This is a genomic window from Micrococcus sp. KRD128 (assembly GCF_017168395.1).
In the GTDB taxonomy this organism is placed as follows: domain Bacteria; phylum Actinomycetota; class Actinomycetes; order Actinomycetales; family Micrococcaceae; genus Micrococcus; species Micrococcus luteus.
In genome coordinates, this window is the sequence record NZ_JABFAX010000016.1 from 90,142 (window position 1) to 110,328 (window position 20,187).

Below are 20,187 nucleotides of genomic sequence, written 5' to 3' on the forward strand. Positions count from 1 at the left end.
TCGTGGCCCCGACCGTGCCCCCCACCCCGGTGGAGGAGGCCGCCGCGTTCGCCCGGGTGAGCGAGGACGGCCACGTCACGCTGCTGGACGGGCAGGAGGAGCACGCGGTCGGCCAGGTGCCGGACGCGAGCACCGAGGACGCGCTGGCGTACTTCGTGCGCAAGTACGACGACGTGCGCGCCCAGATGGCCCTGTTCGAGCAGCGCATCGCCGCCGGCGCCCCCTCGAGTGAGCTGGGCCGGGCGCTGGGCCAGATGACGACCGCGGTGAACGAGCGCCACATGGTCGGCGACATGGACGCCCTCCGCACCCGCCTGGCGGCCCTGGAGACCCTCCTGGGCGACTACCGCGCCGCGGAACAGGAGGCCCGGCAGGCCGCCCAGGCCGAGCAGCTGGCCACCCGCGAGGCCATCGTCGCCGAGGCCGAGACCTTCGCCCAGACCCCGGCCGAGCGGATGCCCTGGAAGACCGCGTCCCAGCGCATGACGGAGCTGTTCGAGGAGTGGAAGGCCGCCCAGAAGGCCGGCCCGCGTCTGGCCAAGTCGGTCGAGGACGACCTGTGGAAGCGCTTCCGCGGCGCCCGCACCACGTTCGACAAGACCCGCCGCGCCCACTTCTCCCGGCTGGACGCCGCCTCGGCCGAGGCCAAGCAGGTCAAGGAGCGCCTCATCGCCCGCGCCGAGGAGCTGTCCACCTCCACCGACTGGGGCGTGACCGCCGGCAAGTACCGCGACCTGATGGACGAGTGGAAGCGCGCCCCCCGGGCCTCCCGCAAGGAGGACGACGCCCTCTGGGCCCGCTTCCGCGCCGCCCAGGATGTCTTCTTCGCCGCCCGCAAGGCCGCGAACCAGGAGATCGACCGCGAGTACGGGGCCAACCTGAAGGTGAAGGAGCAGATCCTCGCCGACGGCCAGAAGCTGCTCCCCTTCACGGACGTCAAGGCCGGGCGGCGCGCGCTCAACGAGCTGCGCGGGCGGTGGGAGGATGCCGGCCGCGTGCCCCGCGGGGACGTCCGTCGCATGGAGGAGGGCTTCCGCAAGCTCGAGGACGCCCTCAAGCAGGCGGAGAACGAGCACTGGCGCCGCACCGACCCGGAGACCAAGGCCCGCACGAACTCCGCCCTCACGCAGCTCGAGGAGACCATCGCCGGGCTCGAGGCGGATCTCGCCCGGGCCCAGGCCCAGGGCGACCAGCGCGCCGTCACGAAGGCCCAGGAGGCGCTCGACGCGCGCCTGCAGTGGAAGCAGGCCCTCGAGGCCTCGGCCTCCGAGCTCCGCTGAGCCCCACGCGTCTCGAGCACGCCCCCGCGGCCCGCCTGTCCACAGGCGGCCGCGGGGGCGTCCTCGTCTCTGGCAGGCTCCGGGCATGACGACCGTGACGATCGAGGAGACCGCCCCGACCGGGGCGCTCGTGTTGGCGGGCGACCCCTTCACGGAGCCGGAGCTGCAGGCGCTCGGCGCGCGGGGCGCCGTGCGGCCGCTGCTGCCCGGAGTGTGGGCGCGGCCGGACGCGGCGGACGACCCCGCGGTCCGGGCCGCTGCCCTGTGGACCCTCGGCGGCCCGCTCCTGGCCGCCGGTTGGACCGCGATCGGCCCGTCGGCGGCCTGGATCCTGGCCGGCGGCGCGGCGCCCGGGCGGCTGCACGCCGCCGTGCCGCACTTCCACCGGCGCCCCGCCGGCGGGGGCCTGCTGCCCTGGACGCTCACCGAGTCGGACGTCGCCGCCGATGCCACGGGCGTCGCCCCCGCCGAGCAGGACGTGCTCCGGTTCGGCCCCGTGCGGGTCACCACGCCCGCCCGGACGGTCGAAGACCTGCTGCTCAGCGCGGACCCGGATGCGGCGCGGCGCGCCGCCGCCGTGATCGGCGCCCACGGCGCCGCCGGGCTGCGGGAGCGGCTGGCCCGCCGGACCCGCCGTGCCGGCGTCGTGGCGGCCAGGCGCCGGCTGGGCGCCCTGCTGGCGGCGCTGGACGTCCCCGACTGAGGCCGTCAGGCTCAGGTGCGGTGCACGTCGAAGACGCCGTCGATGCGGCGCACCGCGTCGATCACGTGGCCGAGGAACCGGGGGTCGCCCATCTCGAAGACGAACCGGCTCATCGCCACGCGGTCGCGGGTGGTGTTCACGGAGGCCGAGAGGATGTTCACGTGGTTCTCGGAGAGGACCCGTGTGACGTCGGAGAGCAGCGACTTGCGGTCCAGCGCCTCGATCTGGATCTCGACCAGGTAGACGGTGTCCCGCGACGGCGCCCAGCTGACCGGGGTGCGCCGCTCCGGCTCCTGCTCGAGCAGGGTCGCCAGGTTCGGACAGTCGACCCGGTGCACGGAGACCCCGGAGCCGCGGGTGACGAACCCGTCGATGGCGTCCGGCGGCACAGGGTTGCAGCACCGGGCCAGCTTGGCCATGACACCGCCGTCGCCGTCCACGAGCACGCCGGCGTCGTTGGTGGCCCGCGCGGGGGCGCGCCGCGCCTGTGCCGGGACCAGCTCCTGCAGGTCCACCTCGCCGACGGTCAGCTCGCCCTCCGGCTCGGCCTGCGTCGGCGTCGGCGGGGCGAGGCGCTCCGCGACGCGTTCCTGCACGGACTGCGCGGACACGTGACCATCGCCGAGGGCCACGAACAGCCCATCGAGGTCCGCGTAGCCGAGATCCGTGGCCACCTGCACCAGCTCCTCGCCGCCGAGCACGTGCTGCACGGCCATGCCGGCCTTGCGCAGCTGACGGGTCAGCGACTCGCGTCCCCGGTCGGCCTGCTCGCCGCGACGCTGCGTGGCGAAGTGGTGACGGATCTTGGACCGGGCCCGTGGCGAGACCACGAAGCCCAGCCAGTCCCGGCTCGGGCCCGCGTCCTCGGCGCGCGAGGTGAAGACCTCCACGGTGTCGCCGTGGCTCAGCGGCGTGGACAGCGGGACGAGCTTGCCGTTGACCCGGGCACCGATGGTGCGGTGGCCGACGTCGGTGTGGATGGCGTAGGCGAAGTCCACGGGCGTGGAGCCGGCCGGCAGGGTGCGGATCTCCCCCTTCGGCGTGAAGACGTACACCTCGTCCGCCCCGATCTGGGTGCGCAGCGAGGCGAGGAACTCGTCCGGGTCCCGGGTGTCCGCCTGCCAGTCCATCACCGAGCGCAGCCAGGCCGGTGTGGCCTGCACCGGTGCCTGGCCGGCGGCCTGGGCCTTGTACCGCCAGTGCGCGGCGACGCCGTACTCGGCCTGGCGGTGCATCTCCTGCGTGCGGATCTGGATCTCCACCGGCTTGCCGCCCGGCACCATCACCGTGGTGTGCAGGGAGCGGTACATGTTCAGCTTCGGGACCGCGATGTAGTCCTTGAACCGGCCCGGGACCGGGTTCCAGCGGGCGTGGATCACGCCGAGCACGGCGTAGCAGTCACGCACGGAGTCCACGAGCACCCGGATGCCCGTCAGGTCGTGGATGTCGTCGAAGTCCTTCCCGCGCGTCACCATCTTCTGGTAGATCGAGTAGTAGTGCTTCGGCCGTCCGGTGACGGTCGCCCGGATCCGGTGCTCGCGCAGATGCTCCTCGATCACGGTGCGCAGCGCCGCGATGTGCTTCTCCCGCTCCGGGTTCCGCTCCCCCACGAGGCGCACGATCTCCGCGTACATCTTGGGCTTGAGGGCGGCGAAGGAGAGGTCCTCGAGCTCCCACTTGACGGTGTTCATGCCGAGCCGGTGGGCCAGCGGGGCGTAGATGTCCAGGGTCTCCTGGGCCTTGCGCGCGCTGGACTCCGGGGAGACGTACCGCCACGTCCGCGCGTTGTGCAGCCGGTCGGCGAGCTTGATGAGCAGGACGTTCACGTCCTGGGCCATTGCGATGACCATCTTGCGCACGGTCTCGGCCTGCGCCGCGGCGCCGTAGGTCACCTTGTCCAGCTTGGTCACGCCGTCCACGAGGAGGGCGACGTCGGAGCCGAAGTCGGCGCGCAGGCGCTCCAGGGAGTAGTCCGTGTCCTCGACGGTGTCGTGCAGCAGGGCCGCCAGGAGAGTCGGGCCGGTCACGCCGATCTCGGCGAGGATCGTGGCGACCGCGACGGGGTGGGTGATGTACGGGTCCCCGGAGCGCCGCATCTGCCCCTCGTGTGCCGCGCGGGCGACCTCGAAGGCGCGGACGATGTCGGCCAGCTCGGTCTTGGTGGCTCGCTGCCGCACCGTGCGCATCAGCGGCTCGAGCAGGGGCGAGTACTCGGTGGCGTGCCGGCCGGTCAGGCGTGCGATCCGGCTGCGGGGCCGGACCGGGACGGGAGTGGGGTCCTGTTCGCTCATGGGCCACGCCTCCTGACTCGTGCGGCCCCGACCGCTCCGGCCGGGATGATCGGCGAGTCTACCCGCGCCCGTCCCGCCCCGCCCCAGAAAGACCGCCGGGCCCGGTGGCAGGTGCACCGGAGCCGCAGCGGCTCCGTCAGAGTCGCGCGCCGTCGTCCCAGGGGGCGACGTCGGGATCGGTGACCGTGTCGGAGCCACGCTCCCGGGCGGCGCGGGCCGCGGCGCGGGCGTCGTGGTCGCGCACGTCCGCGTCGTTGCGGCGCAGCAGGGCGTACAGCGGCGCCTGGAGGAACAGGGTGGACAGGGTGCCCACGATGATGCCCACGAACAGCGCGAGCGCGATGTCCCGCAGCGTTCCGGCACCGAGCAGCCCCGCGCCGATGAACAGGATCGAGCCGACCGGCAGGATGCCGACGACGGAGGTGGTGATGGACCGGACGAGCGTCTGGTTCACCGCGAGGTTCACGTTCTCGACGAAGGAGCGCTCCGGGTCCTCCTCGGCCCCGATCGTGTTCTCGCGGATCTTGTCGAAGACCACCACGGTGTCGTAGAGCGCGTAGGACAGGATCGTGAGGAAGCCGATGATGGCCGACGGCGTGATCTCGAAGCCGGTGGCGCCGTAGATGCCGGCGGTCAGCGCGACCACGTAGAGCATGCCGAGCACGGCGGCCAGGGACATCTTCCAGGTGCGGAAGTACACGGCCATGAACAGGGTCACGAGCACCACGAAGATCACCAGGCCGATCAGGGCCTGCTGCGACACGGCGTCGCCCCAGGTCGGTCCCACGAAGGTCGAGGTCACCTGGTCCTGGCCCACGCCGTAGGCCTCCTGCAGGTTCGCGGCCACGGCTCGGGTCTGGGCGTCGTCGAGCTGCTCGGTCTGGACGCGCACGGTGCCCGGGGCGACGTTCGTGACGGTGGCGTGGCCGTCGGCCAGCACGTCGGTCACGGCGCGCTCGCCCGCGGCCACGTCGGTGGAGGCCGTCTGCGAGACGGTGAACTCGGAGCCGCCCCGGAACTCGATGCCGAGGTTGAAGCCGCCGCGCAGGGCGGTCAGGCCGCCGGCGAGGACGAGCAGCAGGGCGGCGAGGGCGAACCACCGCCGCCAGCGCTGGATGAACGGGTAGGAGATGCGGCCCGAGTAGAGGGCGTTGCCCCAGTCGGCGAAGCGGTTCACTGGTCCTCCTCCTGGCGGCGGCGCTCGGCGCGGCGTCGCTCGGCGATCGTCATGGGCGGCGCGGTGCGTGAGCGGCGGCCGCCCCGGGCGGACGAGCCCGCGCGGGGGGCGCCCGTCGCGGCGAGCGGCCGCGGGGCGTCGGCGGTCGCCGCGTCGTCGGCGTCGGCCGGCTCGTCGGAGTCCTCCGCCGGAACCCCGGTGCGGGGGGCGGGGGCGGGCTCGCGGACGCGGCCGGCGCCCTGATACAGGGACGGCCCGCCCAGCAGCGACGGGTCCAGCCCGGACATCGGGTGTCCCTCGCCCACGAAGCGGGTCTGGGCCAGCAGCACCATGAGCGGGTGGGTGAACATGAACACCACGATCAGGTCGGCGATCGCGGTGAGGCCGAGGGTGAACGCGAAGCCGCGCACGTTGCCGACGGCCACGAAGTACAGCACGACGGCGGCCAGCAGGTTCACGGCCTTGGACGCGGTGATCGTCCGCTGGGCGCGCTTCCAGCCCTCGTGCACGGCGACGGGCACGGTGTGGCCCGCGCGCAGCTCGTCCTTGATGCGTTCGAAGTAGACGATGAACGAGTCCGCCGTCAGACCGATCGCCACGATGAGCCCGGCGATGCCCGCGAGGGACAGGCGGTAGTTGTCCGTCCAGCCCAGGATCGCGATGGCCAGCCACGTCAGCACGCCCGCCACGATGATCGAGGCGAAGGTCAGCAGGCCCAGGGCCCGGTACTGGAAGAACTGGTAGACGGCCACGAGGCCGAGGCCGATCAGGCCGGCGATCAGGCCCCAGAAGAGCTGGTCTCGGCCGAGCGTGGCGGAGATCTGCTGCTCGGACTCGATCGAGAAGGAGATCGGCAGGGAGCCGTAGTTGAGCTGCTCGGCCAGCTGCGCCGTCGTCTGCTCGTTCAGGGTGGGGCCGCTGATCTGCGCGCTGCCGTTGGTGATGACCACGTTGGACTGCGGCGCGGAGATCACGTCCCCGTCCAGCAGGATCGCGAACTGCTTGCGCGGGTCGCCCTCGGGGTACGGGGTGAGCTTCTGGGTGACCTCCGTAAAGGTCTTGGCGCCCTCCTCGTCGAAGTCGATGTTGACGACCCACTGGTTGGTGGAGACGCCGCTCTGGGCCTGGGCCATGCCGTTGGACGCGCCCTTGATCTGGGTGCCCGGGATGACCACGGGGCCCAGGATGTACTTCTGGGCCGGCGTGACGACGCCGTCGGCGAGCTCCTCGGAGGGCTGGCAGGCGACGATCGCCCGGTCGGACGGCGGCGGGGGCGCGGCCGGGTCCCGCGGGGCGGTGCAGTCCTTGGCCTGGAACTCGGCCAGCAGGGCCGGGGTGACCCAGTTCGGGTCGTAGGCGTCCGCCGGCTCCCCGTCGGGCTTCGGCAGCTGGTCTTCGGGAAGGCGCTGGTCCTCGGGGGTGGCCTCCCCCGGGCCGGACTGCAGCACGGGGCGGAACTGCATGTCCGCGGACGCCTGGATCAGGCGGCGGGTCTCCTCGTCCGGGACCCCGGGCAGGGAGACGACCACGTTCTGGGAGCCCTGCGTGGCGACCTCCGCCTCGGCCACGCCGGAGCCGTCCACACGCTGGCGGATGATCTCCACGGCCTGGTCCAGCTGCTCGGGGGTGACGGACTCGCCCGTCGAGGTCTCGGGGGCCAGCACCATCTGCGTGCCGCCCTCGAGGTCGAGGGCGAGCTTGGGAGCCCAGGAGGCCGCGCCGGAGGCCACGCCGCCGCCGAGGATCGCGGCCAGGACCACGAGGAGGGCGGCCAGCCAGGCCAGGGTGCGCCCGGCGGAGCCGGTGGGTGTTCTCTTCGCCATTGCTCAGGTGCTTCCGTCACATCCGAGCGGCCCCGCCAGGCGGGGCCGCGTGTGCTGGGGTGGGTGGGCCTCAGGCCAGGTCGTCGCGGCGCGGACGCGGGTCGGCGGCGTCGTCGGCGCGGTACTCGGTGCCGGGGGCGTCATCCAGACGCGACGGGTCCGCGGTGGGCGCGGCGGCGGGGTCGACGCCGGCCGGGGCCTCGGACGCGGCGGCCGTCTCGGGCTCCACGACGGTGGTGATGCCCTGCAGGTGCACGTCCATGCGGGTGCCCGGGGCGGTCTCCAGCGTCACCCGCTGGCCCTCGGTGTCCACGGCCACGACGGTGCCGAAGATGCCGGCGCCGGTCATGACCTCGACGCCCGGGGCGAGGGTGCTGCGCATCTGCGCCTGCTGCTGCTGCATCTTCTTGCCCTTGCGGAAGGAGAGGAAGAGCATCACCGCGAGCAGGGCGAAGGCGATGAGCATGAGCAGGCTGCCGCCACCCCCCTGGGCCTGCTGGGCGATCACGGGCAGGGTCGCGGCGGTGGCGACGGGCATGGGGGACTCCTGATGCTCGGGGTGGGCGGGCCTGTCCAGTGTAGGGCCCGCCCTGGGCGTCACGGTCCCGGCGTGGCCTCCGGGGCGGCGATGCCCAGGTGCTCCCAGGCCCCCGGCAGTGCGACGCGGCCACGGGGGGTGCGGGCCACCATGCCCTCGCGGATGAGGAAGGGCTCAGCCACGGTCTCCACGGTCTCGGCCTCCTCCCCCACGGCGGTGGCCAGCGTGCTGAGACCCACGGGCCCGCCGCCGAACGTGGTGCACAGGGCGGTGAGCACGGACCGGTCGAGCCGGTCCAGGCCGCGCCCGTCGACGTCGTACATGTCCAGGGCGGCGGCGGCGTCGTGCGCGCCGACCTCGGCCAGCCCCTTCACGAGCGCCCAGTCCCGCACGCGACGCAGCAAGCGGTTGGCGATGCGCGGGGTGCCGCGCGAGCGCCGGGCGATCTGCCGGTACCCCTCCGTGGCCAGCCGCATGTCCAGCAGCAGGGCGGAGCGGCGCAGGACGCGCTCGAGCTCCTCCTCGGTGTAGAAGTCCAGATGGCCCGTGAAGCCGAAGCGGTCGCGCAGCGGCCCCGGCAGGAGGCCGGCCCGCGTGGTGGCGCCGACGAGCGTGAAGGGCGGCAGCTCGAGCGGGATCGAGGTGGCGCCGGCGCCCTTGCCCACCACGATGTCCACCCGGAAGTCCTCCATGGCCATGTACAGCATCTCCTCCGCCGGGCGGGACATCCGGTGGATCTCGTCGAGGAAGAGCACCTCGCCCTCGGTGAGCGAGGACAGGATGGCCGCGAGGTCGCCCGCGTGCTGGATCGCGGGGCCGGAGGACAGCCGCAGGGGGGCGTTCATCTCCGCGGCCACGATCATCGCCAGCGTGGTCTTGCCGAGCCCGGGCGGACCGGAGAGCAGGACGTGGTCCGCGGCGCGGTCGCGCAGCCGGGCGGAGGCGAGCATGAGGTCCAGCTGCTCGCGCACGCGCATCTGGCCCACGAACTCGTCCAGGTGCTTGGGGCGCAGCGCGGCCTCGAGCCGACGCTCCTCCGGGTCGACGGCCGCCGCGGACAGCGGCGAGGACTCCGCGCTCATCGTCCGCCTCGCACAGAGCCGGCCATGCCGACGTCGCGCAGGGTGGCGCGCAGCAGCGCGGCGACGTCCCGGCCCTCGTCCAGCTCCGGGCGGGCCGCCACGGTGGCCTCGACGGCCTTGAGCGCCTCCTTCTCGGACCAGCCCAGGCCGGCCATCGCCTGCACGACGTCGGCGTGCCAGACCGTCTCGACGGCCGGCTCGTCGCTCACCTGGGCCTCCTCCTCGGGCACCGGCTCCCCGGTGGGCGCGAGGCGGCCGGAGAGCTCGACGATGATCTTGCGCGCCATCTTCGGCCCGATGCCGGGCACGCGGGTGAGGGTCTTCTCGTCCTCCTCGGTGACCGCCCGGCGCACGGCCTCGGGGTGGTGGACGGAGAGGATCGCCAGGGCGAGGCGGGGACCCACGCCGTTGGCCGTGATGAGCACCTCGAACACCTCGCGCTCGTCACGGTCCGCGAAGCCGTAGAGGGTCAGGGCGTCCTCCTTGACCACGAGGTGGGTCTGCACGGCCCCCGGCCGGCCCTCGTGCAGGGTGGCCAGCGTCTGCGGGGTGGCGGAGAACTGCACGCCCAGGCCGCCGACGGCGATGACCGCCCGGTCGAGGGCCACGTGCTCCACGGTGCCGCTGAGCGAGGCGATCATGAGGGGCCCTCCTGTCGGGACGGACGGACGCCGGTCGGCGCGGATTCGAACATATCATCGAACGCCGACGTGGCAGCGGCCTACCGGCGTCGCCCGCCGCCCGCCGAGCGCTCGGCGTCGAGCCAGGCCCGCTGCGCGGCGGTGAGCTGGCCCCGCGGGCGGGCGCGCGCGGGCGCCTTGGCGGCGAACTGCGAGCGCCCCGCACGGGAGGCGAGGTCCGCGGTGTCGAGGCCGGTCTGGCCGGCGGCGGCGCCGAGGGCGGTGCCGCGCCAGCCGTGGGCGATGGCCAGGGCGAGGGCGTCGGCGGCGTCGGCCGGGCGCGGCGGGGCGTCGAGGCGGAGGATCCGGGTGACCATCGTGGTGACCTGCTCCTTGCCCGCGTCGCCGTGTCCGGTGACGGCGGCCTTGACCTCGGAGGGGGTGTGCAGGCCCACGGGGACGCCGGCGCGTGCGGCCGCGGCGATCGCCACGCCCGCGGCCTGGGCCGTGCCCAGCACGGTCGGCGTGTTCGTGTTCGCGAACATGCGCTCGACGGCGGCGCGGTCGGGCCGGTGCGCGACGAGGACCGCGGAGACGGCCTCGTCGATGCGCAGGAGCCGCTGATCCAGGGAGGCGGTGGGCGGGGTGCCCGCGACCTCGACGTGGACGAGCGCGGCCCGACGTCGCGCGTCCACGTCCACCACGGCGATCCCGCAGCGGGTGAGCCCCGGGTCCACCCCGAGGATCCGGACGACGTCGGCGGGCCGGCGCGCGCTCAGCGCGATCAGTCCTCGTCGAGCTCGGCGAGGACCTCGGGGGCGATGTCCACGTTCGAGAAGACGTTCTGGACGTCGTCGAGGTCCTCGAGGGCATCGGTCAGCCGGAGGAAGGTCCGGGCGCCCGACGCGTCCAGCTCCACCTTCATGGTGGGGACGAACTCGAGCTCGTCGGACTCGTACTCCACGCCCGCCTCGTCGAGGGCCTTGGCCACGGACTGCAGGTCAGAGGGGTCCGAGAGGATCTCGAAGGATTCGCCGGAGAGGACGACCTCCTCGGCGTCGGCGCCGCCCTCGAGCACGGCCTCGAGCAGGCCGTCCTCGGTGTTGCCCTCGGCGGGCAGGCGCACGAGGCCCTTGCGCTCGAAGAGGAAGGAGACGGAGCCGGAGTCCGCCATGGTGCCGCCGTTGCGGGTGACGGCCGCGCGCACCTCCGCGGCGGCGCGGTTCTTGTTGTCGGTCAGGCACTCGACCAGCAGCGCCGAGCCCTGGGGGCCGCGGACCTCGTACATGATCTCGGCGTAGTCGATGACCTCGCCGGTCAGGCCGGCGCCGCGCTTGACGGCGCGGTCGATGTTGTCGTTGGGCACCGAGGCCTTCTTGGCCTTGGACACGGCCAGGTCGAGCGCGGGGTTGCCGGCGACGTCGGGGCCGCCGGCCCGCGCCGCGACCTCGATGTTCTTGATGTACTTCGCGAACGCCTTGGCGCGTCGCGCGTCGATGACGGCCTTCTTGTGCTTGGTGGTCGCCCACTTGGAATGTCCTGACATCACGCCTCCTCAGGTCTGGATCTCGTCTGCTGGCTCGACCGCCCAGTCTAGCGACGCCCGGTGGGGTGGTGCGGATCACGGCTGACTACACTCGCGCCCATGACCCACACCTCCGCGTCCTCCGTCCTGCCCGCCGACCACCCGCTGGCGACCCCCTCCGACCTGCCCTACGGGCTGCCCGACTTCTCCGCCGTCTCCGACGCGCAGCTGGCCGAGGCCGTGCGCGCGGGCATGGCGACCCAGCGGGCCGAGGTCGACCAGATCCTCGGGGCGGCCACGGCGCCGACCTTCGAGAACACCGTCCGTGCGCTCGAGCTGTCCGGCCAGCTGCTGCGCCGCTCCGCCGCGATGTTCTTCACGCTCGTGGGCGCGGACGGCACGGACGCGCGGCAGGCCCTGGCCGAGGAGCTCTCCCCCGAGCTCGCGGCCCACGAGGACGCGATCCTGCTGGACCCGCGGCTGGCGGCGCGCGTCGCGGCGATCGATGACGGCGGCCTCACCGGCGAGGACGCCCGCCTGCTGGAGACGCTGCGCCTGCGCCTCTCCCTGGCGGGGGCGGACCTGGACGAGGCCGCGCGCGAGGAGCTGCGCGGGATCAACACGGAGCTGGCGTCCCTCTCGGCCGCCTACACGCGCCGCCTCGTCGCGGACACCGCCGCCCGCGCCGTGCTGGTCACGGACCGCGAGCGCCTGGCCGGCCTGAGCGAGGACGACCTGGCCGCGGCGGCGGGGGCGGCCGCGGAGGCGGGGCACGGGGAGGGCACGGGGACGGGGACGCGGCGGCGGGCCCGTGGCTGCTGACGCTGTCCCTGTTCACGTCGCAGCCGTGGCTGGCGTCCCTGCAGGACGAGGGCATGCGGCGTGAGGTGTTCGAGGCGTCGACGGGCCGGGGCGGGTCCGGGGAGCACGAGACGCTGACGACGGCGATGGCGATGGTGCGGCTGCGGCTGCGCAAGGCGCGGCTGCTGGGGGCGGAGAGCTGGGCCGAGCAGGCGCTGAAGGACCGGGCGGCGCCGTCGACGGCGGCCGTGGAGGAGCTGCTGGCCGCGATGGCGCCGCGGGCGATGGCCAACGCGCGGGCGGACGCGGCGACGGCGGCGGCGCACGCGGGCCGGGCGAACGCCGAGGTGGCCCCGTGGGACTGGCCGGCGCTGTCCGCGGCGTACGCGCGGGAGGAGTTCGCGGTGGACGCGGACGCCCTGCGCCCGTACTTCGAGCTGGACCGGGTGCTGACGGAGGGCGTGTTCGCGGCGGCGACGGCGCTGTACGGCCTCACGTTCGCCGAGCGCCCGGAGCTGGCGCGGCACCTGTACCGCCCCGGGATCCGGGTGTTCGAGGTGACGGGTGAGGACGGTGCCGGGGTGGGTCTGTTCGTCGCGGACCTGTTCGCGCGGCCGACCAAGTCCGGCGGTGCCTGGATGCACACGGTGCGGGACAGGGCGGACGCCCTGGGCGAGCGCCCGGTGGTGTTCACCACGATGAATGTGCCGGCCCCGGCGGCGGGGCGTCCGGCCCTGCTGACGCTGGATGAGACCACCACGCTGTTCCACGAGTTCGGCCACGCCCTGCACGGACTGCTGGCCCGGGGCGAGTACGCCTCGCTCACCGGGACGAACGTGCCGCGCGACGTCGTGGAGTTCCCGTCGCAGGTCAATGAGGTGTGGCTGCGTGAGCCGTCCCTGCTGGCCGCGTACGCGCGGCACGTGGAGACGGGCGAGCCGCTGCCGGCCGGGACGCTGGAGCGGCTCGAGGCGGCGGACCTGTGGGGCGAGGGGCACCGCACGGTCGAGTACCTGGGCGCGGCCCTCGTGGACTGGGCCTGGCATTCGCTGACGGAGGAGACGGTGGACGCCGCCACGGCCGACCCGGCCGCGTTCGAGCGCCGGGTGCTGATCGAGGCGGGCATCGACCCGGACCTGGTTCCCCCGCGCTACGGCACCGGCTACTTCAAGCACATCTTCGGCGGCGGCTATGCGGCCGGGTACTACTCCTACGTGTGGGCCGAGGTGCTGGACGCGGACGCCGTGGAGTGGTTCCGCGAGCACGGCGGCATGACGCGGGAGAACGGCCGCCGGTTCGCGGACGAGCTGCTCTCGCGGGGCGACACGCGTGACCTGCTGGAGTCCTACCGCGCGTTCCGCGGCCGGGACGCCGAGCTCGAGCCGCTGCTGCGCCGTCGGGGGCTGGCGGACGCCGCGGCCTGAGCGCGGTCAGCGCCTCCTGTCGCCGGGGCGGGGGGCGCTGAGCACGGCGCGCAGCCAGCCGCGCACGGCGGTGTCCCACTTGCGCGGGTCCACGTTCTGCTCCCGGGTGTGGCGGGCCTGGTGGAAGCGGACGAACCGCACCAGGTCCGGGTTGCGCTCGGCCAGGTCCTGCGAGGGGCCGACGGGCACGTACTCGTCGTCCTCGGAGTGCAGGATCAGCGTGGGCACGCGCACGTGGTCGGCGCGGGTCACCCAGTCCAGGGCCTTGAGGTCCACGGGGGCGGCCAGGCCCGTGATGAACCGGCCGGCCCGGTTGGCCAGCAGCCACTGGCCGAGCAGGCCCACGGCTTCGGGGATCCGGTTGAGCCGGGCCTGGTGGCGCAGCACGTCCACCCAGTCCACGACGGGGCCCGTCAGGACCACGCCGCGCACGCGCGGGGCCAGCGTGGAGCGGTCCACGGTCTGCAGCACCACGGCCCCGCCCATGGACCAGCCGAAGAGGACGACGTCCCGGGCGCCATGGTCCAGGGCGTAGCGGATCGCGGCCTCGACGTCCTCCCACTCGGTGGTGCCGAGCCCGTAGCGGGCGTCGGCCGCGTCCGGGGCGTCGCCGTCGTTGCGGTAGGAGATCAGCAGCGACGTCATGCCCAGGCGGCGGGCGGTCGGGACGGCGCGGATGCCCTCGTTGCGGCGCGCGCCGCGGCCGTGGACCATCACCGCCCACAGCCCCTCCGCGGGACGGGGTTGGCCGTCCTCGCTGGGGCCCGGCGCGATGCGCCATGCGCGGGCGTGGCCGCCGGGCACCGGCACCTGCACGTCCTCGGCGTCGAGCCCGGCGTCGGCGGGGGTCGGGTAGACGAAGCCGGTGAACCGGCCCCGGGTCGCCGTCGTCAGATCTCCGGAGAAGACCTCCTCGACCCCGCGCTGCACCGTGCCGTCCCGGGGGTCGAAGGAGGTGATCTCCCCGATCCGGGCGCACCCGGCGCCGTCGTCGAACGTGAGGGAGTACTGGCCGGGCACGGTGGTGTACTCGTCGGCCCGCAGGATCACGTCCTGCCCGGCGGGCGTGTCGACGACGGCGAGGATCGGCGTGGACTCGGCGTGCCGGCGCACGGGGGTCACCACGGTCCGCGCGAACACGCCCGCGAGCGCCGAGCTCGCCCCGGCCAGCACGAAGGCGGAGGCCGCGGCGACGCTGAGCACGGGCGGGGCCCAGCGGGCTGCGGGGGAGGCCACGGCCACGCCGCCGCGCACCGACCCGGTGACCCCGCGGCGGACCAGGCGGCCCGCTCGGCGGACGCGGGAGTCGCGGCCCCCGCCCCGCCGGGATGCCATGACGACGGCGGCGGCCAGCGCGGGCGGCAGGTCGGCGGGGTGGGGACGGGGTCGGCGGGGTGGTGCGGCCATGCGCGCCATTGTCCTCCACGGGCGGGCGCGCCCGCCAATGCGGCGCGGGCCGGGAACACGACGGCGCTGCGGACCGTTGCACCGGGCATGACCGAGACTCACCACACCCTCCATGACGGTCCCACCCCCGACCCCGCGCGGGACGCCCCGGCTCCCGAGCAGACCCTGGCCGCCCCGGGCGGCGCCCGCCTGACGGACGAGGAGTGGGCCCGACGGCTCACGCCCGAGGAGTTCCAGGTGCTGCGCCGGGCCGGCACGGAACGGCCCTTCACGGGCGAGTACTGGGACTCGCACGTGGAGGGCGTGTACGCGTGCAGGGCGTGCGGGTCCGAGCTGTTCCGCTCGGATGAGAAGTTCGACGCGCACTGCGGCTGGCCCTCGTTCTTCGCGCCGCTCGCGGAGGACCGGGTGGAGTACCTGAAGGACACCACCCTGGGCATGGAGCGGATCGAGGTGCGGTGCGCGGCGTGCGGCTCCCACATGGGTCACGTCTTCGCGGGCGAGGGCTATGACACCCCCACGGACCTGCGCTACTGCATCAACTCGGTCTCGCTGCGCCTGGCCCCCGCCGACGACGCGGCGGCCCCGGACGGGGCGCGCTGAGCCGGTGCGGGAGCGCCGTGGCGTCCACGGCGCGCCCCCGTGGCCCGGTGGGCCCCGCGGCCTAGGCTGACGGGCATGAGCGTGATCGGGCCCCGTCGCCTCGCCGCCGCCCCCGGGGCGGTCGAGGCGCCCGTGCCGCCGGGGGTGTTCCGGCGTGCCCTGGCGGACCTGCGCGATGCGCGGCCGCGGACCGAGGTGCGGCTGCGGGAGATCCCGGCGGCCGAGGGGCAGGCGCCCTTCGCCGTCGCCCTCGCCGCCGACGTGTGCGGCGGGCCGGGTGCGACCGGCGGCGTGCTGGCCACGGGGCGGTTCGTCCTCCTGCACGACCCGGCCCCGGACGCCCGGTGGCCGGGCGGGTTCCGGGCGGTGACCTGGATCCGTGCGAGCCTGGAACCGGACGTCGCGCTGGACCAGCTGGCCGGCGCCGTCGCGTGGACGTGGCTCGTGGAGGCGCTCGAGCGCCGCCACGCCGAGCACTCCCACGCCGGCGGCACCGCGACGCGCAGCATCGCGGAGGGCTTCGGGACGCTCAGTGCGGCCCCGGACACCACCGACATCGAGCTGCGCGCCTCGTGGACCCCGGCCCCGCGGGACCTCGGCTCGCATCTGGAGGCGTGGTCGGACATGATCTGCGCGTTCGCCGGCCTGCCGCCGGAGCACGCCGCGGACGTCTCCACGGCCGGCCCCTGACCGCACGCCCGCGCCTCCGGCGCACCGGGCCCCGGCCCGTCCCCGCCCCGACCTCCCCGAACAGGAGCAGCATGACCGACGCCCCCGAGACGGCCGTCCCGGACGCGCCCCCGCGGCTGATCGCCACACCGGCCGGTGGAGTCCCCCGGCTCACCGACACCCGCGCGGGCCTGGAGGCCTGCGCCGCGGCGCTGGCCGCGGGGACCGGGCCCGTCGCCGTCGACGCGGAGCGCGCCTCCGGGATCCGGTACGGCCAGCGGGCCATGCTCGTCCAGCTCAAGCGCGAGGGCGCCGGCATCTGGCTCGTCGACCCCGAGGCCCTCGACGGGCTGGCCCCGCTGCAGGAGGCCCTCGCGGGCGTCGAGTGGATCCTGCACGCGGCCAGCCAGGACCTGCCCTGCCTGGCCGAGCAGGGGCTGCGCCCCGATCGGCTGTTCGACACCGAGCTCGCGGCCCGGGTGGCAGGCCTGCCGCGCGTCGGCCTGGCCGCGGTCCTGGAGGAGCTGCTGGGGGTCACCCTCGCCAAGGAGCACTCGGCCGCCGACTGGTCGGTGCGTCCGCTGCCCGAGGCGATGCTCGCCTACGCGGCGCTCGACGTCGAGCTGCTCGTCCCGCTGCGTGAGGCCCTGATCGCGCGCCTCGAGGCCGACGGCAAGCTCGCGTGGGCCGAGCAGGAGTTCGAGCACGTGCGCACGGCCGCGCCGCCCGCGCCGAAGAAGGACCCCTGGCGCGGCACCTCGGGCTCCCAGACGCTGCGCCGCCCCGTGCAGCGCGCGGTCCTCAAGCGCCTGTGGGAGGCCCGCGAGGACCTCGCCCGCCACCGCGACGTCGCCCCCGGCCGGCTCATCCCGGACCGGTCGATCGTCGCCGCCGCGGCCGCCCTGCCGCGCACCGTCCCCGCCCTGCGCCAGACCTCCGGCTTCCACGGCCGCGCCGCGAGCCGCGAGGCCCCGCGCTGGATCGCCGCGATCCGGGCCGGCGTCGAGGACGCCGAGCGGGGCGACGCCCCCGCGGCGCAGATCCGCACCGGGGACGGCCCGCCCCCACCCCGGGCCTGGAAGGACCGGGACCCGGTGGCGGACCGCCGCCTGCGCACGGCCAAGGCCCGCGTCGCCCGACGGGCCGAACAGCTGGGGATGCCCACCGAGAACCTCCTCACCCCGGACGCGCTCCGTCAGGAACGCGTCCACGGTCTCGGGGGTGATCGGGGCGCGCGTCCGTGGCAGGTGGAGAACGTCGGCGCGATCGTCACGGTCGCGCTGCTGGACCCCGATCCCGCCGACGCCTGAGCCCCCGTCGCGGCCCGCCGGATCGGCCCGTCGCGCCGCGTCGACGCGGAGGCTACCCGCCGGTAGTGTGAGCCGCATGACATCCGTTTCTCTTGCTTCCTTCGACCACCTGCCCGCCCTGGCCCCGGATGAGGTCGTCACCGCCGTCACCGTGACCGACCACGCCCTGCCCGAGGGCGCAGGCACGCTCGCGCTGCTCACGCTGGACAACGGACAGGGACCCCGCCGGCCCGCGACCCTGGGCCCGGCCACGCTCCTCGGCCTCGGCCGGGTCCTCGACGAGCAGGCCGCCCGGGCCGCGGCGGGCGAGATCCAGGCCCTGGCCGTGACCGGTGTGGAGGGGACCTTCGCGGCCGGGGCGGACCTGTCCCTGATCGCGGGCATCACCGGCGACGTCGGCCGCGACCTGGCCCTGCTCGGCCACGCCGTCTACGACCGGCTCGCGGCCCTCGAGATCCCCACGGTCGCGCTCGTGAACGGGCTCGCCCTCGGCGGCGGCCTCGAGCTGGCCCTGGCCGCCGGACACCGCGTGGTGGCCGCCGATGCGAAGGGCTTCGGCCTGCCCGAGGTCCGGCTGGGCCTGATCCCCGGCTGGTCCGGCGTGTGGCGCGTGCCCCATCTGATCGGCCCGGAGGCCGCCGTCGACGTCGTGCTGAAGAACCCCCTCGACGACAACCGCATGCTCGACGCCCGCGCGGCGCACGGGCTGGGGCTCATGGACCGGATCGTCGAGGGGGACCTCCTCGACGCGGGCCTGGAGCTCGCCGCCGCCCTGGTCGCCGGGGATGAGTCCGTGGCGGCCGAACTGGCCGCCCACCGCGACCGCGACGTGTCCGACGCCGCCTGGGACCGCGCCCTGGAGGCGCTGGAGCGGCTGCAGGCCGCCCGTCCCGGTCGCCACCTGCCGGCGCGCCGTCACCTGGAGGCCCTGTTCACCGGGGCCCGCACGCGCACCCGCGCCGAGTCCGCCCAGGCCGAGGCGGACGCCCTCGGGACGCTGCTGCACTCCCCCGAGTTCCGCCGCACCGTGTACGCGTTCCTCGGCCTCGTCCAGGGCCGCGCCAAGCGCCCCGCCGGGGACCCGGGCCGCGAGCTCGCCCGCGAGGTCCGGAAGGTCGGCATCGTCGGTGCGGGCCTGATGGCCGGCCAGCTCGCCCTCGTCTTCGCCCGGCACCTGCGGGTGCCCGTCGTGATGACGGACGTCGACGCCGAGCGTGTCGAGCGCGGCCTGGCGGGCGTGCGCGCGCAGGTCGAGAAGATGGTCTCCCGTGGTCGGCTCTCCGCCGAGGACGGCGAGGCCCTGGCCGGGTTGATCACCGCGGACACGGACAAGGCGGTGTACGCGGACGCCGACGTCGTCATCGAGGCCGTCTTCGAGGAGCTCGAGGTCAAGCGCACCGTCTTCCGCGAGCTCGAGGGCATCGTGCGTGAGGACGCCATCCTGATGACCAACACCTCGAGCCTGTCCGTGGCCGCCATGGCCGAGGTCCTCGAGCGTCCCGAGCGCCTCGTGGGCTTCCACTTCTTCAACCCGGTGGCGGTCATGCTGCTCGTGGAGATCGTGCGGACCGAGGCGACGACGGACGAGGTCGTGGCCACCGCGTTCGAGCTGACCCGCCGGCTGCGCAAGACCGGCGTGCTCGTCCACGACGCGACCGCGTTCGTGGTCAACCGTGTCCTGCTGCGCATGATGGGCGAGGTGCAGAACTCCTTCGACGAGGGCACCGACGCGCACGAGGCCGACCACGCGGTGGACCCGCTGGCCCTGCCGATGACGCCGTTCACCCTGCTGGCCATGGTCGGCCTCCCCGTGGCCCAGCACGTGTCCGAGTCCCTCTCCGCGTCCTTCGGCGCGGAGCGCTTCCCGGTCTCGGCGAACCTGCAGCGCCTGATCGACGCCGGCAAGACCGCGATCTGGGCCAAGGACGTCCGCCCGGACCGGCGCGACGAGGAGGCCGCCGGCGCGACCGGCGAGCAGATCCCGGAGGCGACCGCGGCCCTGCTGGAGCAGGGCTCGACCCCGCAGGCCCCCGAGGAGCTGCTGCGCCGGGTCGAGGACGCGCTGGCCGAGGAGATCGGCCTGCTCCTGGACGAGGGCGTCGTCGCGGCCCCCGAGGACGTGGACCTGTGCATGATCCTCGGTGCCGGCTGGCCTCTTCACCTGGGCGGCATCACGCCGTACCTGGACGACTGCGGGGCCGCCGAGCGGGTGAACGGGCGGCGCTTCCACCCGGCCGCGCAGGCCTGACCGGCCCGGGCCGGGCCGTCCGCGACGGCCCGGCCCACGGCTCAGGCGATCGGCAGCCCGGCGAACGTCGCCACGTGCGCGTCGAGCCCGGCGGTCGCCGCGGCCCGGTCGGCCACGGGGGTCGAGGCGGTGCCCCCGCCCCAGTCGGAGGCGACCACGGCGCCTTCGCGCACGAGGTGCGCCCCCAGCTCCACGCCGTCTGCGACGACGGCCACCCGCACGTCCGACCCGCCCGCGTCCGCCGGGCGCAGCTCGGCGCGGGGCACGCGCAGCCCGCCCTGCAGGGGCGAGGCCTCCTCGAGCCGGTCCACGGCGAGCGGGCCTTCGGCGGCCACCCGGGCGAGGAGGAGGTACTCCGCGTACGAGGGCAGCACCGCGGCGTCGATGCCGGCCCGCTCGCGGTCGATGCGCACCCGCTGGGCGCCGGCGGAGTCCTCGTGGGTCGTCCAGGCCCAGCCGTCGCCGTCGGGCGTGAAGCCGACCTGCGTCTGGGCGAGGTAGCGCTCGGGCAGTCCACCGCGGGCGGCGCGCTGGGCGGGCGTGGGGGCGAAGCCCGTCCGGGTGGTCAGCACGCCGTCCTCCAGCACCCGGTGCAGGAAGCCGACGTGCACGTTGTCGAGGGTTACGGCCTCCCACCGCTCGAAGGGGGTGAGGTCGAAGCGGGCGGCGCCGGTGGGGCGCGGGGC

The 20,187-nt window shown here is 74.9% G+C and carries 18 protein-coding genes; 8 read left to right on the forward strand and 10 right to left on the reverse strand.

Annotated elements, in window-relative coordinates; translation table 11 throughout:
• Positions 1-1,280, forward strand: a 1,280-nt coding sequence (locus tag J1M44_RS08610; protein WP_241252943.1) for a DUF349 domain-containing protein, incomplete at its 5' end; no start/stop codon positions are given.
• An 85-nt stretch (positions 1,281-1,365) separates the two neighbouring features.
• Entirely contained in the window at positions 1,366-1,983 is a 618-nt protein-coding gene (locus J1M44_RS08615) for a hypothetical protein (protein ID WP_049159132.1), read from the forward strand.
• An 11-nt stretch (positions 1,984-1,994) separates the two neighbouring features.
• On the opposite strand, the gene J1M44_RS08620 is transcribed toward J1M44_RS08615, so the two are convergent.
• The 8 genes from J1M44_RS08620 to J1M44_RS08655 form a co-directional block, all read right to left on the reverse strand.
• Positions 1,995-4,274 (reverse strand): RelA/SpoT family protein, encoded by a 2,280-nt coding sequence (locus J1M44_RS08620; protein ID WP_065573125.1) that lies wholly within the window; start codon positions 4,272-4,274, stop codon positions 1,995-1,997.
• Positions 4,275-4,410: 136 nt separating this feature from the next.
• Positions 4,411-5,451 (reverse strand): protein translocase subunit SecF, encoded by a 1,041-nt coding sequence (gene secF / locus J1M44_RS08625; protein ID WP_002857063.1) that lies wholly within the window; start codon positions 5,449-5,451, stop codon positions 4,411-4,413.
• Complete coding sequence (secD, locus tag J1M44_RS08630; RefSeq protein ID WP_065573127.1) at positions 5,448-7,274, reverse strand: protein translocase subunit SecD; 1,827 nt, start codon at positions 7,272-7,274, stop codon at positions 5,448-5,450. Before secD ends, secF begins: the two co-directional genes overlap by 4 nt.
• Before the next feature lie 70 nt (positions 7,275-7,344).
• A complete protein-coding gene (gene yajC / locus J1M44_RS08635) occupies positions 7,345-7,812 on the reverse strand; it encodes a preprotein translocase subunit YajC (protein ID WP_002857067.1) in 468 nt (155 codons plus the stop codon).
• Between the two features lie 59 nt (positions 7,813-7,871).
• Complete coding sequence (gene ruvB / locus J1M44_RS08640; RefSeq protein WP_049159124.1) at positions 7,872-8,894, reverse strand: Holliday junction branch migration DNA helicase RuvB; 1,023 nt, start codon at positions 8,892-8,894, stop codon at positions 7,872-7,874.
• Entirely contained in the window at positions 8,891-9,535 is a 645-nt protein-coding gene (gene ruvA, locus J1M44_RS08645; protein WP_144823953.1) for a Holliday junction branch migration protein RuvA, read from the reverse strand. Before ruvA ends, ruvB begins: the two co-directional genes overlap by 4 nt.
• An 80-nt stretch (positions 9,536-9,615) precedes the next feature.
• Complete coding sequence (ruvC, locus tag J1M44_RS08650; protein ID WP_053090895.1) at positions 9,616-10,251, reverse strand: crossover junction endodeoxyribonuclease RuvC; 636 nt, start codon at positions 10,249-10,251, stop codon at positions 9,616-9,618.
• A gap of 47 nt (positions 10,252-10,298) precedes the next feature.
• Positions 10,299-11,060, reverse strand: coding sequence for a YebC/PmpR family DNA-binding transcriptional regulator (locus J1M44_RS08655; RefSeq protein WP_065573129.1), 762 nt, complete (start codon positions 11,058-11,060; stop codon positions 10,299-10,301).
• 99 nt (positions 11,061-11,159) lie between these two features.
• On the opposite strand from J1M44_RS08655, the gene J1M44_RS11970 reads away from it, so the two are divergent.
• Both J1M44_RS11970 and J1M44_RS11975 read left to right on the forward strand, forming a co-directional pair.
• Positions 11,160-11,861, forward strand: a complete 702-nt coding sequence (locus J1M44_RS11970; protein WP_342356584.1) for a hypothetical protein — start codon at positions 11,160-11,162, stop codon at positions 11,859-11,861.
• Positions 11,862-11,914: 53 nt separating this feature from the next.
• Positions 11,915-13,264 (forward strand): M3 family metallopeptidase, encoded by a 1,350-nt coding sequence (locus J1M44_RS11975; protein WP_342356585.1) that lies wholly within the window; start codon positions 11,915-11,917, stop codon positions 13,262-13,264.
• A gap of 6 nt (positions 13,265-13,270) precedes the next feature.
• Here J1M44_RS11975 and J1M44_RS08665 read toward each other — a convergent pair whose 3' ends face one another.
• Complete coding sequence (locus tag J1M44_RS08665; protein ID WP_206480848.1) at positions 13,271-14,671, reverse strand: alpha/beta hydrolase family protein; 1,401 nt, start codon at positions 14,669-14,671, stop codon at positions 13,271-13,273.
• A gap of 87 nt (positions 14,672-14,758) precedes the next feature.
• Between J1M44_RS08665 and msrB the strand changes: the two genes are divergently transcribed.
• The 4 genes from msrB (at position 14,759) to J1M44_RS08685 (ending at position 19,501) form a co-directional block, all read left to right on the forward strand.
• Positions 14,759-15,274 carry a peptide-methionine (R)-S-oxide reductase MsrB gene (gene msrB / locus J1M44_RS08670; RefSeq protein ID WP_065573132.1) on the forward strand — a complete coding sequence of 172 codons (516 nt, stop codon included), beginning with the start codon at positions 14,759-14,761 and terminating at the stop codon, positions 15,272-15,274.
• A gap of 75 nt (positions 15,275-15,349) precedes the next feature.
• Positions 15,350-15,964: a DUF3000 domain-containing protein gene (locus J1M44_RS08675; RefSeq protein ID WP_206480849.1), complete on the forward strand. Its 615-nt coding sequence runs from the start codon at positions 15,350-15,352 to the stop codon at positions 15,962-15,964.
• 71 nt (positions 15,965-16,035) lie between these two features.
• On the forward strand, positions 16,036-17,253 hold the full coding sequence (locus J1M44_RS08680) for an HRDC domain-containing protein (protein WP_206480850.1): 1,218 nt from the start codon (positions 16,036-16,038) through the stop codon (positions 17,251-17,253).
• Between the two features lie 76 nt (positions 17,254-17,329).
• Complete coding sequence (locus J1M44_RS08685; protein WP_186309371.1) at positions 17,330-19,501, forward strand: 3-hydroxyacyl-CoA dehydrogenase NAD-binding domain-containing protein; 2,172 nt, start codon at positions 17,330-17,332, stop codon at positions 19,499-19,501.
• Between the two features lie 41 nt (positions 19,502-19,542).
• Here the strand turns inward: J1M44_RS08685 and J1M44_RS08690 are convergent.
• Positions 19,543-20,187 (reverse strand): hypothetical protein (locus tag J1M44_RS08690; protein WP_206480851.1); only part of this gene is annotated, 645 nt, incomplete at its 5' end.

Excerpts from the sequence above, each read along its gene's own strand:
- J1M44_RS08675 (WP_206480849.1), top strand. The coding sequence starts at position 15,350 with ATGAGCGTGATCGGGCCCCGTCGCCTCGCCGCCGCCCCCGGGGCGGTC.
- J1M44_RS08685 (WP_186309371.1), top strand. The coding sequence starts at position 17,330 with ATGACATCCGTTTCTCTTGCTTCCTTCGACCACCTGCCCGCCCTGGCC.
- J1M44_RS08620 (WP_065573125.1), bottom strand. The coding sequence starts at position 4,274 with ATGAGCGAACAGGACCCCACTCCCGTCCCGGTCCGGCCCCGCAGCCGG.
- ruvA (WP_144823953.1), bottom strand. The coding sequence starts at position 9,535 with ATGATCGCCTCGCTCAGCGGCACCGTGGAGCACGTGGCCCTCGACCGG.
- J1M44_RS08615 (WP_049159132.1), top strand. The coding sequence starts at position 1,366 with ATGACGACCGTGACGATCGAGGAGACCGCCCCGACCGGGGCGCTCGTG.
- J1M44_RS11970 (WP_342356584.1), top strand. The coding sequence starts at position 11,160 with ATGACCCACACCTCCGCGTCCTCCGTCCTGCCCGCCGACCACCCGCTG.
- J1M44_RS08680 (WP_206480850.1), top strand. The coding sequence starts at position 16,036 with ATGACCGACGCCCCCGAGACGGCCGTCCCGGACGCGCCCCCGCGGCTG.
- J1M44_RS11975 (WP_342356585.1), top strand. The coding sequence starts at position 11,915 with ATGCGGCGTGAGGTGTTCGAGGCGTCGACGGGCCGGGGCGGGTCCGGG.
- yajC (WP_002857067.1), bottom strand. The coding sequence starts at position 7,812 with ATGCCCGTCGCCACCGCCGCGACCCTGCCCGTGATCGCCCAGCAGGCC.
- msrB (WP_065573132.1), top strand. The coding sequence starts at position 14,759 with ATGACCGAGACTCACCACACCCTCCATGACGGTCCCACCCCCGACCCC.
- secD (WP_065573127.1), bottom strand. The coding sequence starts at position 7,274 with ATGGCGAAGAGAACACCCACCGGCTCCGCCGGGCGCACCCTGGCCTGG.
- J1M44_RS08665 (WP_206480848.1), bottom strand. The coding sequence starts at position 14,671 with ATGGCCGCACCACCCCGCCGACCCCGTCCCCACCCCGCCGACCTGCCG.
- J1M44_RS08655 (WP_065573129.1), bottom strand. The coding sequence starts at position 11,060 with ATGTCAGGACATTCCAAGTGGGCGACCACCAAGCACAAGAAGGCCGTC.
- ruvB (WP_049159124.1), bottom strand. The coding sequence starts at position 8,894 with ATGAGCGCGGAGTCCTCGCCGCTGTCCGCGGCGGCCGTCGACCCGGAG.